At 70.8% G+C, this 12191-nt stretch carries 10 protein-coding genes; 1 reads left to right on the top strand and 9 read right to left on the bottom strand.

Features of this window, described 5'->3' with window-relative positions:
• Positions 1-177 precede the first annotated feature (177 nt).
• The 7 genes from JOE53_RS11880 to JOE53_RS11850 all read right to left on the bottom strand — a co-directional run bounded on the left by JOE53_RS11880 (position 178) and on the right by JOE53_RS11850 (position 9001).
• The gene (locus JOE53_RS11880; protein WP_204947837.1) at positions 178-714 is read right to left on the bottom strand and encodes a ribonuclease H family protein; all 537 of its coding nucleotides are present in this window, start codon (positions 712-714) and stop codon (positions 178-180) included.
• Between the two features lie 194 nt (positions 715-908).
• A complete protein-coding gene (ppsA, locus tag JOE53_RS11875) occupies positions 909-3308 on the bottom strand; it encodes a phosphoenolpyruvate synthase (RefSeq protein ID WP_204947836.1) in 2400 nt (799 codons plus the stop codon).
• A 63-nt stretch (positions 3309-3371) separates the two neighbouring features.
• Positions 3372-4190, bottom strand: coding sequence for a pyruvate, water dikinase regulatory protein (locus JOE53_RS11870; protein ID WP_204947835.1), 819 nt, complete (start codon positions 4188-4190; stop codon positions 3372-3374).
• A 148-nt stretch (positions 4191-4338) separates the two neighbouring features.
• A complete protein-coding gene (locus tag JOE53_RS11865; protein ID WP_204947834.1) occupies positions 4339-5955 on the bottom strand; it encodes a polyketide antibiotic transporter in 1617 nt (538 codons plus the stop codon).
• Positions 5952-6869 (bottom strand): ABC transporter ATP-binding protein, encoded by a 918-nt coding sequence (locus JOE53_RS11860; RefSeq protein ID WP_204947833.1) that lies wholly within the window; start codon positions 6867-6869, stop codon positions 5952-5954. Before JOE53_RS11860 ends, JOE53_RS11865 begins: the two co-directional genes overlap by 4 nt.
• 79 nt (positions 6870-6948) lie before the next feature.
• Positions 6949-8307 (bottom strand): APC family permease, encoded by a 1359-nt coding sequence (locus JOE53_RS11855; protein ID WP_204947832.1) that lies wholly within the window; start codon positions 8305-8307, stop codon positions 6949-6951.
• Positions 8308-8527: 220 nt separating this feature from the next.
• Entirely contained in the window at positions 8528-9001 is a 474-nt protein-coding gene (locus tag JOE53_RS11850) for an Lrp/AsnC family transcriptional regulator (RefSeq protein ID WP_231477218.1), read from the bottom strand.
• Between the two features lie 141 nt (positions 9002-9142).
• Between JOE53_RS11850 and ald the strand changes: the two genes are divergently transcribed.
• On the top strand, positions 9143-10216 hold the full coding sequence (gene ald / locus JOE53_RS11845) for an alanine dehydrogenase (protein ID WP_204947831.1): 1074 nt from the start codon (positions 9143-9145) through the stop codon (positions 10214-10216).
• Between the two features lie 87 nt (positions 10217-10303).
• Here ald and JOE53_RS11840 read toward each other — a convergent pair whose 3' ends face one another.
• Entirely contained in the window at positions 10304-11686 is a 1383-nt protein-coding gene (locus JOE53_RS11840) for an aspartate aminotransferase family protein (protein WP_016464143.1), read from the bottom strand.
• Positions 11683-12165, bottom strand: a complete 483-nt coding sequence (locus JOE53_RS11835) for an Lrp/AsnC family transcriptional regulator (RefSeq protein WP_204947830.1) — start codon at positions 12163-12165, stop codon at positions 11683-11685. The genes JOE53_RS11840 and JOE53_RS11835 overlap by 4 nt, the downstream gene beginning before the upstream one ends.
• Between the last annotated feature and the right edge of the window lie 26 nt (positions 12166-12191).

The raw sequence follows: 12191 nt of genomic DNA, 5'->3' as shown, positions 1-12191 counted from the left end.
TCAGGGCGTCCCCCCGTCCCCCCGTCACGGCGTCACCCCGTCACGGCGTTCACAACTCCGGAGAACGGCGCCCCCGGGTTGCCCCGGCGGGCCGAGAACCCCGAAACGGAGGATTTCTCCGGAGTTGTGAACCGCCGACGGGGCCGCCGGAAGTCTGGGCGGGGGCGGAGGAGGGGGTCAGCGCTTCTTGACCGGCGCGGATGACACGTCGAGGGCGGGGTGGAGCCCGCCGAGGGAGGACCACGCGCTCGCCGTCCCCTTCGCCGCGTGCTCGGCGCCGCGGACGGCGCGCTCGTCGGCCCACTCGTTGAGCACGTGCCCGCGGTGGCCGCGGACGTGCTCGAGCACGACCTCGGGGAGACCGGCCGCGCGTCGCGCGTCGCGCGCCTCGATCAGCTGCTCGAGGAGATCGCGGTTCTTCGTCGGGGCTCCCGTCGAGGTCTTCCAGCCGCGGCGGCGGTGGGCATCCATCCATGAGGAGTACGTGTCGATCGCGTACTTCGAGTCGGCCTGCACGGTCAGGTGCGCGACGTCGGCGTGGTCCTCGATCGCCTTCAGCAGCCCCATGAGCTCGCCGATGTTGTTCGTCCCGACCGGGATCGCCCCCGCGGCCCACTGCCCGTCCTCGCCCACCCACGCCCAGCCGGTCGGCCCCGGGTTGCCCTTGCAGGCTCCATCGGTGGCCACGGTGTAGGTCTCGGGGGAGGAAGTCACCGTACGACGCTACCCGAGCGCGCGGCGGTGCCGCCCCGCCGCCCGCGGTCCGCGCCGCCCTCGGCGCCGAACTCCGCAGGATGTGGCGAACTCCGCATCCGTCCGCGGGATCGGATGCGGAGTCCGCTCCTTCGTGCGGAGTTCGGCGCCGCGCGGGCGCCGCCCGGACGAGGCGCGCCCGGGCGAGGCGCGGGTTAGGCCGAGGTGGAGGACAGGCTGCTCGCCCCGGAGGTGGCGGCCCGGGACAGCCGCAGCCAGGTCTCGACGACCGTGTCGGGATTCAGCGACACGGACTCGATGCCCTCCGCGACGAGCCACTCGGCGAGGTCCGGGTGGTCCGAGGGGCCCTGCCCGCAGATGCCGACGTACTTGCCCGCGGCGCGGCACGCCGTGATCGCCAGCGAGAGGAGCGCGAGGACGGCGGGGTCGCGCTCGTCGAACGTCGAGGCGACGAGCCCCGAGTCGCGATCGAGCCCGAGGGTCAGCTGAGTCATGTCGTTCGAGCCGATGGAGAACCCGTCGAAGAACTCCAGGAACTGCTCCGCCAGGAGCGCGTTCGAGGGCAGCTCGCACATCATGATGACCTTCAGGTCGTTCTCGCCCCGCCGCAGGCCGTTCTCGGCGAGCAGCTCGACCACCGCGTGTCCCTCGCCGACGGTCCGGACGAAGGGCACCATCACCTGGACGTTCGTGAAGCCCATCTCGTCGCGGACGAAGCGCAGCGCCTCGCACTCCATGTCGAAGCACGCGCGGAAGTCCGGGGAGATGTACCGCGAGGCGCCGCGGTAGCCGAGCATGGGGTTCTCCTCGTGGGGCTCGTAGAGCTCCCCGCCGACGAGGTTCGCGTACTCGTTGGACTTGAAGTCCGACAGTCGCACGATGACCGGCTCGGGCCAGAACGCCGCCGCGATCATCGAGACGCCCTCGGCGACGCGACGCACGAAGTAGTCGCGGGGCGAGTCGTAGGCGGCGGTCGTCTCGGCGATCCGGCCCCGCAGGTCGCCGTCCAGCGCGTCGAACTCGAGGAGCGCGCGGGGGTGGATGCCGATCTGACGGTTGATCACGAACTCGAGGCGCGCGAGTCCGACGCCGCGGTGCGGCAGGCGCGAGAACGAGAACGCCTGATCGGGTGTGCCCACGTTCATCATGATCTTCACGGGCGAGTCCGGCATGGCGTCGAGGCGCGTGATCTCCTCCTCGAACGGGAGGATGCCGCGGTACACGAACCCGGTGTCGCCCTCGGCGCACGAGACCGTGACCTCGTCGCCGTCGGCGAGGAGGGAGGTCGCGTCGCCCGTGCCGACGACGGCCGGGATGCCGAGCTCGCGCGCGATGATCGCGGCGTGGCACGTGCGCCCTCCGCGGTTCGTCACGATCGCGCTCGCGCGCTTCATGATGGGCTCCCAGTCCGGGTCGGTCATGTCCGCGACGAGCACCTCGCCGGGCCGGAAGTCGGCCATCTGGTCGAGGCTGCGGAGCACGCGCGCCGGCCCGGCGCCGATCCGCTGGCCGATCGCCCGTCCGGCGACGGCCACCTCCCCGCGCGCACCGAGCACGAAGCGGCGGATGACCCCCGCCTCCACCCGCGAGACGACGGTCTCCGGTCGCGCCTGCAGGATGTAGATGCGTCCGTCGACGCCGTCCTTGCCCCATTCGATGTCCATCGGGCGGCCGTAGTGCTCCTCGATCACGAGCGCCTGGCGCGCCAGCTCGAGGAGGTCCGCGTCGTCGATCGAGAAGCGCCGCCGGTCGGCGGAGGGCACGTCCTCGAACCGCGTCGAGGCGCCCGCCTCCCGGGCATCCGTGTATCGCATGGCGATGGCCTTCTCGCCCACCGACCGCTTGAGGACCGCGGGCCGTCCCGCCCGCAGGGCGACCTTCGAGACGTAGAACTCGTCGGGGTTCACGGCGCCCTGGACGACGGCCTCGCCGAGGCCGTACGAGCTCGTGATGAAGACCGCCTGGTCGAACCCCGATTCGGTGTCGACGGTGAACATGACCCCCGCCGCGCCGATGTCGGAGCGCACCATCTTCTGGATGCCGGCGGAGAGGGCGACCTCGTCGTGGTCGAAGCCGTGGTGCGCGCGGTAGGCGATCGCGCGGTCGTTGTACAGGGAGGCGAACACGGAGCGGATCGCCGCGAGCACGTTGTCGATCCCGGCGACGTTGAGGAAGGTCTCCTGCTGGCCCGCGAACGAGGCGTCCGGGAGGTCTTCCGCGGTCGCGGAGGACCGCACGGCGAACGAGGCATCCGGGTTCTCGCCGGCGAGGCGTGCGTAGGCGTCCCGGATATCGGCCTCGAGCCCGGCGGGGAAGGGCTGCTCCTTCACCCACGCGCGGATCTGCGTGCCGGCGCGGGTCAGCGCGGCGACGTCCTCGACGTCGACCTCGGCGATCGCGGCCGCGATGCGCTCGCGCAGGCCGTCCTCGGCGAGGAACGTGCGATAGGCGTCGGCGGTCGTGGCGAAGCCGCCGGGCACGCTGACCCCCAGCGCGGACAGATGCGAGACCATCTCGCCGAGAGACGCGTTCTTGCCGCCCACGGCGGGGAGGTCGGCCATGCCGAGCTGATCGAACCAGAGGATGCTGCTCATGTGTCGAGCCTTTCGGTGGGTGCGGTGTGCGCGGTGTGTGCGGTGGAAGGGGAAGCGGAAGAGTCAGGTGCGGAGCTTGAGGGACTGCATGATCACCGCTGACATCTCCTCGACGCTCTTGGTCGACGAGTTCACGAACGGGATGTGGGTGCGCCGGTAGAGGTCTTCGGCGCGGCGCAGCTCGAGGGTGCACTGCGCGAGGCTCGCGTACGTCGAGTCGGGCCTGCGCTCGTGGCGCACCTGGCTGAGTCGCAGCGGCGTCGTGGTCAGCCCGAAGCAGCGCGCCGCGTAGGGGGCGATCGCTCGCGGCAGTCCCTCGGTGGGAAAGTCGTCGTCCGTCAGCGGGTAGTTCGCCACGAGCAGTCCGTACTGCAGCGCCAGGTACATGGTCGTCGGCGTCTTGCCGCAGCGCGATGGTGCGACGATCAGCACGTCGGCCTGATCGAGGGCGCGCATGCTCTGCCCGTCGTCGTGCTCGATGGCGTACTCGACCGCGCGCATCCGCGCGAAGTACTGCTCGGTGTCGCCGACGGTGTGGAACGAGCCGAGCTGTTCGGATGCCGTCGTGCCGAGCGCCGCCTCGAGCTCGGTGAGGTGGCCGCTCAGGAGGTCGATGTGGGTGGCGCGAGCACCACCGAGCGTGCGTGCGACCGCGGGCGAGCGCACGGTGTGGAACACGATGGGCTGCATCCCGGCATCCGCTGCCCTGTCGATCTCGCGGGCGACCGCGGCCGCACCCTCGGCCGAGTCGACGAACGGCACGGTGTGATGGCGGAAGGAGACGCCCGGGAAGTTGACGAGCAGGGCACGGCCCAACGTCTCCGCGGTGATGCCCGTCGAGTCGGAGACGAAGTAGGCGGCGCGGGGCGTCGTGGGGGTCACGCGGGTGCTCCTCGTCGCCTCGGGGGAGACCGGCCGATCGACCGGTTGTTCCGAGGCTACGAAAGATGACCCTTCCCTCTGCGCGCTCGGCGCGTAAAGAACTTCCGTTCTTACGGCTCTGTCAGGAAGTCGCGATCGGGTGCGGCCCTCAGGCGCGCAGCTCGCGGCGCCGCATCGCTAGCAGGGCAGCGGCCACGGCGAGGGCGGTGGCGAGAGCGAGGGGCAGGATGCCGCGGAGATCGACGCCGTCGGACGTCGGCACCGGCGCGGACGCGAACGGCGCGACGTCCACGAGCGCCGCGCTCATCCCGAAGAGCGGGCCGAAGAGCGCCACGACGGCGCCGATCGCGACGAGGGCCCACGCGGTCGGGAGCGCGAGTCGCGGCAGCACCACGACGAGGACGGCGGCCAGCCCCGCGAACAGCCAGGCGGGCACCAGCTGACCCGCCCCCGCGATCGCCGCATCCCGCACCAGCCCCGCGCCGTCGCTCGCCGCCTGGGCGCCGGCGGCGGCCCCCAGGACGCCGCCGACGAGGGTGAGCGTCGCCGCGACCAGCGCGACGACGACGTGATCGCCCAGCCACCGCCGGCGCGCGACCCCCGACGACAGCAGCAGCTCGGCGGTGCCGCGGGTCTCGTCCTGGCGGGCGCGGACGACGGTCTGCGTCGCCGCGCACGCCGCGAAGACGCCCAGCATCACGAAGAAGACCACAACGATGCCCCGCGCGAGATCCGCGCCGGCGCCCCCGAGGGCCTGCAGGACGGCGGTGACCGCCGGGTTGTCGTCGCCGATCCGGTCGGCCACGGAGCCCAGCGAGGTCGAGAGGACGCCGACGAGCACCCCCGCCGCCGTCCAGCCGATGACGGAGGGCAGGCTCTGGCGGGCGACGAGCGCCAGATGGGAGGCGAGGGCGGGCCGCGCGTGCGCGCGACCGCGCCGCTCGGGGAGGAAGGCGGCCCCGAGGTCGCGATGGGCGTGCAGCGCCGCCGCCGCACTGATCAGGACCGCTGCGACCACCGCGCCGAGGATCAGGGGCCGGGGATCGTCGGCGTCGAAGGGGCGCACGTTCTCGGCCCAGCCGAACGGCGACGCCCAGGCCAGGCCCGAGCTCGTCATGCGCGTGAGGTCGTCGCTCGGGGTGCCGAGCGCGTTGCCGACGCCCGCGACGACGAAGCATCCGAGCAGCACCCAGACCGACAGACTGTTCGCGCCGCGCGCGGTGGGCAGCAGCTCCGCCGCCGCCAGCCCCACGCCCAGGAAGACGAGCGCCACGACGAGGCAGGCCGCCCCGACCAGCGCCGATCCGAGCGCGGGAGCGCCGCTGGCGACGAACACGGCGCTCACCACGACCCCCAGCACCGCCGCGGCGACCGCCCCGTGCACCACCGTCGCCGCCAGCGGGACGGACCGGCCCGCCGGCGTCGCCGCCACCAGCTCCAGACGGCCCTCCTCCTCGTCGCCGCGGGAGTGCCGCACCGCGAGGAACGAGCTCATCAGCGCTCCCAGCAGCAGCAGCCACGGCAGCAGGAGGAACGCGACCATCTGCGCTTCGCCCGCCCCCGACGGCAGCCCGCGGAAGAGCAGGATCACCGGATTGGCTATCACCGTCGCCAACAGCGCGACGCGCTCCTGCTCGTCGCCGTACGAGCCGCGCACGCCGGGGTAGCCGGCCGCGGCGAGGGCGGCGGTGCCCCCGATCCACACGCTCAGCTGCACGGCATCGCGGCGCAGGCGTTGGCGCAGGAGCGGAGCCAGCGTCGTCACCGCGATCCCCCGGCCGGCTGTGCGCTGTAGTGGCGGAGGAACAGCTCCTCGAGCGACGGGGGAGCCACCCGCAACCCTTCGGCGCCGAGCGCGCCCAGGCGCGGCAGGGCCGCCGCGACGGCGTCGCTCGCGAGGGTCAGCGAGATGCGGCCCGCGGCCTGCGTGACGTCCTCGGCGCCGGGCACTGCGCGCGCCGCCGCGAGCGTCGCACGATCCGTCGCGACGAACGACACCTCCGTCCGGGTGAGGTGGCGCATCTCGGCGAGCGTCCCGGCATCCACGATGCGCCCGCCGCGCACGATCGACACGCGGTCGCACAGCAGTTCGACCTCCGACAGGATGTGGCTGGACAGCAGCACGGTGGCCCCGGCATCCCCCACACGAGCGACCTCCTGACGGAAGACGACCTCCATGAGGGGGTCGAGGCCGCTCGTGGGCTCGTCGAAGACGTACAGGTCGGCGGGGACGGCGAAGGCCGCGACGAGCGCCACCTTCTGACGGTTGCCCTTCGAGTACGCGCGGCCCTTCGTGCGGGTGTCGAGATCGAAGTCCGCGCAGAGCCGGCGTCGCACCTCGGCGTCCGCCCCTCTGCCGCCCGTGCGCAGGCGGCAGAGCAGGTCGATCGCCTCGCCTCCGGACAGGTTCGGCCACAGGCTCACGTCGCCGGGGACGGAGGCGATGCGGCGGTGCAGGCGGGAGGCCTCCGCCCATGGGTCGCCGCCGAGCACGGTCGCCGTGCCGGACGTCGGCCGCGCCAGCCCGAGCAGGATGCGGATGGTGGTGGACTTGCCGGCGCCGTTGGGGCCGAGGAAGCCGTGCACCTGGCCCTCGTCGACCGTGAGGTCGAGCCCGTCGAGGGCGTGCACGCGGCCGTAGTGCTTCGTGAGGGCGTCCGTGCGGATGACGGCGGTCATGCGCCGGATGCTACGCCGAGGGCGGGTGCCGCGGTAGATGCGACACCCGCCCTCTCCCCCGGTGCGTCGGGGACGGCGCTCAGATCTGCGAGCGCGGCCCCGGCTCGACGATCTTGTTGAAGCCGGTGACGGGCTGGTTCTCGTCGAACGAGACGACCGGCCGGCGGAAGCCCCGCGTCAGGAAGACGAGGTACAGCAGGCCGAGGCCCGTCCAGATGAGGCCGACGATGAGCGCGTGGTCGTCGAGGTTCACCCACAGCAGTCCGGTCAGCGCCATGCCGATCGCGGGCATCACGATGTAGTTGATGATGTCGCGCGGTGTGCGACGGCGTCCCTGGCGAACGGCGAACCAGGCGATCACGGAGATGTTCACGAACGTGAACGCGATGAGGGCGCCGTAGTTGATGTAGTCGACGATCTGGTCGAGGGTGAACGCGATGGCCGCCAGGCTCACGATGCCGACCAGCACCACGGTGAACGCCGGCGTGTGGGTGCGGGGGCTGATGTAGCCGAAGAGACGCTTCGGCAGCACGCCGTTGCGGCCCATCACCAGCAGCATGCGGGCGACCGACGCGTGTGAGGCGAGCCACGACGCCAGCGTGGCGGCGAAACCCGCCGCCGTCAGCACCGACTGCAGCACGATGCCGCCCACCTGCGAGCCGATCTCCGGCAGCGTCGAGTCGGCGATCGCCTCGGGCGGGAACGCGTCGCTGGACGGGAAGCGTAGCTGCGTGAAGTAGGCCGCGACGAGGAAGATCGCGCCGCCGACCAGCACCGTCAGCAGGATCGCGCGCGGCATGGTCTTCGGGTTTTTCGCCTCCTCCGCGTACATCGTGACGGCGTCGAAGCCGATGAACGAGAAGCAGACGATGGTCGCGCCGGCCAGCACCGCGCCGAACTCGACTTCCGGGTGGAAGAACGGCTGCACCGAGGCGACCGTGCCCGCGCCGGCGCCCTGCACCAGCTGCACGATGACCATGACGACGAACACCGCCATGACGACGACCGAGAAGATCAGCAGGATCATGTTGACGTTCGAGGTGCCGCGCATCGTCAGGTAGATGATCCCGGTGACGGCCGCGGTGAAGCTCACGACCCACACCCAGCCGGGGATGTCGGGGAAGAGCGCCTCCATGTAGCTGCGGAGGATCAGAGCGTTGACCATCGGCAGCAGCAGGTAGTCGATGAGTGACGTCCAGCCGACGAGGAACCCGAGGCTCGGGTGCATCGATTCGCGGACGTACGTGTACGCGGAGCCGGCGCTCGGGATGACGCCGACCATCTTGCCGTAGCTGATCGCCGTGAAGCCCATCACCACGAGGGCCAGGGCGTACGCGGCGGGCACGACATTGTTGGTCTCGACGGCGACGTTGCCGAAGGTGTCGAACACGACCGTGGGCGTCATGTAGCCGAGGCCGAGGCCGACGATCGACCACACCCCCAGCGAACGGGCAAGGGTGGCGGAGCGAGAGGATGCCGACGTGGCGGCGAGTGACTCGTTCGTGATTCCTCCTGATGATGAGGTGTTTCGGGTGCTCGAAATACTAGGGTCGGCCTGTTTCGTTTGTGTAGCGTCGCCGTCACCGCTGATGACGCGTCGGCGCCATGTTCGGACGATTCGACCGGGGATCGTCCGTTCGCGGACGAAGGGTGCGGGCTCAGACCCCGCGCAGCCCGTCCGTGCGCTCGAAGATGAGGCTCGTGTTGGTCGCCGCGACGATCGAGTGCGTGGAGAGGTGGTCGGTGACGAAGGAGCGCAGGTCGGCGCTGTCACGCCCGCGGAAGTGGATCACGAAGTCCTCCGCGCCGGCGACGTAGAAGTACTGGGCGACGTCGGGGTGGGTGCGCAGCTCCTCGGCGAACCGGGTCAGCTGCGCGCGCGCCCCGGGGCGGATGCGTACCGACACCAGCGCTTCCGTGCGATAGCCCAGCGCGGCGGGGTCGACGTCGACCGTGAAGCGGCGGATCACCCCGCGGGAGACGAGCCGCGAGATGCGCGCGTGCACGGTGGATGCCGCCAATCCCAGCGTCGCGGCGAGGCGGCTCAGCGGCTGGCGGGCGTCGCTGCGCAACTCGTCGATGAGTCGGAGATCAGCGGCATCCATCGATGTATCTGCGGAAGAAGCGGCCATGTGCCGAGCATAGTTCGATCGCAAAGAGTGATTTCACTGAATCTTCGGATGCTCTTGTCGTGCATCGAGCGGGCTGACATCGTGATCGCGCTGCACCGCTCCACTCCCCTTTCCGCGGACCATTTTGAAGGAGTCCCGCCCATGATCATCGGTGTTCCCGCAGAGATCAAAGACAGCGAGCGCCGCGTCGGCATGACGCCCACCGGCGTCGACGAGCTCTCGGCGCACGGCCACCGTGTGCTCATCCAGAGCGGCGCCGGCGTCGGGTCGGGCTTCAGCGACGACGCCTACCGTGCCGCGGGAGCCGAGATCGTCTCCGAGGCCGCCGACGTCTGGGGCGCCGCCGACCTGCTCGTCAAGGTCAAGGAGCCCATCGCGCCGGAGTACGGCTTCCTCCGTAAGGACCTGACGCTGTTCACCTACCTGCACCTGGCGGCCGCGCCGGCGCTCACGCAGGCGCTCCTGGATGCCGGCACCACCGCGATCGCGTACGAGACCGTGCAACTGCCCGACCGTTCGCTGCCCCTGCTCGCGCCCATGAGCGAGATCGCCGGGCGACTGTCGGTGCAGGTCGGTGCGCAGCAGCTGCTCGGCCCGGCCGGTGGCCGCGGCATCCTGCTCGGAGGCGTCCCCGGCACCCCGCGCGGGCGGGTCGTCGTGATCGGCGGCGGCGTCGCCGGCACCCACGCCGCGCAGATGGCCGTGGGACTGGGTGCACACGTCACGATCGTCGACCTGTCGATCCCGCAGCTGCGCCGCCTCGACGAGCGCTTCGACGGCCGTGTGGACACGCGGGTGTCGACCCGTTCGACCATCGCCGACCTCGTCGCCGACGCCGACCTCGTGATCGGCTCGGTGCTCGTTCCGGGCGCGGCGGCGCCCAAGCTCGTCACGCTCGACATGGTCGAGCGGATGCGGCCGGGCTCGGTGCTCGTGGACATCGCGGTCGACCAGGGCGGCTGCTTCGAGGGCACGCACGCGACCACGCACACCGACCCGACCTACCGGGTGCACGACGCGATCTACTATGCCGTCGCCAACATGCCCGGGGCTGTGCCGCTGACCTCGACCCTCGCGCTCACGAACGCGACGCTGCGCTACACGCTGGCGCTCGCCGACCTCGGCACCGACGCCGCGCTCGCCGCTGACGCCTCGCTGGCGGCGGGCTTGTCGATCCGCGGCGGCGAGGTCGTCGACACCCGCATCCTGGCCTGACGAACGCCGCAGATACGAACGAACTCCGCATCCGATCGCGCGATCGGATGCGGAGTTCGTCGCATTCTGCGGAGCTCGCGATCCCGGTCAGAGCCGGGCCCAGGCCTCCGTGAGCACGGAGCGCAGGATCTGCTCGATCTCGTCGAACTCCGCCGGGCCGATCGTCAGCGGCGGGGCGAGCTGGATCACGGGGTCGCCGCGGTCGTCGGCGCGGCAGTAGAGCCCCGCGTCGAACAGCGCCTTGGAGAGGAAGCCGCGCAGCAGCCGCTCGGACTCGTCGTCGTCGAAGGTCTCCTTCGTGGCCTTGTCTTTGACGAGCTCGATGCCGAAGAAGTACCCGTCGCCGCGCACATCGCCGACGATGGGCAGGTCGAGCAGCTTCTCGAGCGTCGCGCGGAACACGGGTGAGTTCTCGCGCACGTTCTCGAGCAGCTTCTCCTCCTCGAACACATCGAGGTTCTCCAGCGCGACGGCCGCCGAGACGGGGTGTCCGCCGAAGGTGTAGCCGTGCGGGAACGACAGGTCGCCGTGTGCGAACGGCTCGTAGACGCGGTCGTTCACGATCGTGCCGCCCAGCGGCGCGTACCCGCTGGTGACCGCCTTGGCGAACGTGATCATGTCGGGCTGGTAGTCGTAGGCCTGAGCCCCGAAGTAGTGGCCGAGGCGTCCGAAGGCGCAGATGACCTCGTCCGAGACGAGCAGCACGTCGTAGCGGTCGCAGATCTCGCGCACCCGCTGGAAGTAGCCGGCCGGTGCGGGGAAGCATCCGCCGGCGTTCTGCACAGGTTCGAGGAACACGGCGGCGACCGTCTCGGGGCCCTCGAACTGGATCATCTGCTCGATGCGGTCGGCGGCCCACAGGCCGAACTCCTCCGGCGTGCCGCCGCCGAAGCCCGACTCCGCCGCGCGGTAGTAGTTGGTGTTGGGCACGCGGAAGCCGCCCGGGGTGACCGGCTCGAACATGTGCTTCATGACCGGCAGGCCGGTGATCGCGAGGGCGCCCTGCGTCGTCCCGTGGTACGCGATGGCCCGGGAGATGACCTTGTGCTTGGTGGGCTTGCCCTGCAGTTTCCAGTAGTGCTTGGCGAGCTTGAACGCGGTCTCGACCGCCTCTCCGCCGCCGGTGGAGAAGAAGACATGGTTGAGGTCTCCCGGCGCGAGGTTGGCGATACGGTCGGCGGCTTCGATGCCGGACGGGTGGGCGTACGACCAGAGCGGGAAGAAGGCGAGCTCCTCCGCCTGCTTCGCGGCGGCCTGGGCGATGCGGCGGCGGCCGTGGCCGGCGTTGACGACGAACAGGCCGGCGAGCCCGTCGATGTAGCGCTTGCCGCGCGAGTCCCAGATGTGGTGGCCCTCGCCCTTGACGATGATGGGCACTCCGGGGCCCTCGGTCATCACCGACTGGCGTGCGAAGTGCATCCAGAGGTGGTCGCGGGCTTTGGCCTGCAGGTCGGCGTCGTCGATGGTCATCGTGTCCCCCAGTTGTAGAGCTGACGGTGGAGTTTGAGGTAGACGAAGGTCTCGGTCGTGACCACCTCGGGAAGGGCGCGGATCTGCTCGTTGAGCAGGTCCATGAGGTCGTCGTCGTTCTCGCAGACGACCTCGACGAGCAGATCGAACGATCCCGCCGTCGACACCACGTAGCTGATCCCCGGCAGGGTCGACAGCTGCGCGGCGATGCCGCGGGTGTCGCCGGCGATGCGGATGCCGATCATCGCCTGGCGGGCGAAGCCGAGCTGGAGTGGGTCGGTGACGGCGACGATCTGCATCACGCCCTGGTCCACGAGCTTCTGCACGCGCTGGCGCGTCGCTGCTTCGCTGAGACCGACGGCCTTCGCGATCTCGGCGTACGGTCGGCGCCCGTCCTCCTGCAGCTGCTCGATGATCGCTTTGGACGCGGCATCCAGTGGCTGTCGGCGCGAAGGTGCGGTTTCCGTCGTTTGGGGCATGATCGGCGACGATATCAATCGCGACA

The sequence above is a fragment of the Microbacterium laevaniformans genome (genome assembly GCF_016907555.1).
GTDB classification, from domain to species: domain Bacteria; phylum Actinomycetota; class Actinomycetes; order Actinomycetales; family Microbacteriaceae; genus Microbacterium; species Microbacterium laevaniformans.
This window is presented reverse-complemented; position numbering and strand designations above follow the sequence as displayed.

What these genes read in the sequence shown, in the direction of transcription:
- ald (WP_204947831.1), top strand. Translation starts at nt 9,143, where the DNA reads ATGATCATCGGTGTTCCCGCAGAGATCAAAGACAGCGAGCGCCGCGTC.
- ppsA (WP_204947836.1), bottom strand. Translation starts at nt 3,308, where the DNA reads ATGAGCAGCATCCTCTGGTTCGATCAGCTCGGCATGGCCGACCTCCCC.
- JOE53_RS11840 (WP_016464143.1), bottom strand. Translation starts at nt 11,686, where the DNA reads ATGACCATCGACGACGCCGACCTGCAGGCCAAAGCCCGCGACCACCTC.
- JOE53_RS11835 (WP_204947830.1), bottom strand. Translation starts at nt 12,165, where the DNA reads ATGCCCCAAACGACGGAAACCGCACCTTCGCGCCGACAGCCACTGGAT.
- JOE53_RS11860 (WP_204947833.1), bottom strand. Translation starts at nt 6,869, where the DNA reads ATGACCGCCGTCATCCGCACGGACGCCCTCACGAAGCACTACGGCCGC.
- JOE53_RS11850 (WP_231477218.1), bottom strand. Translation starts at nt 9,001, where the DNA reads ATGGCCGCTTCTTCCGCAGATACATCGATGGATGCCGCTGATCTCCGA.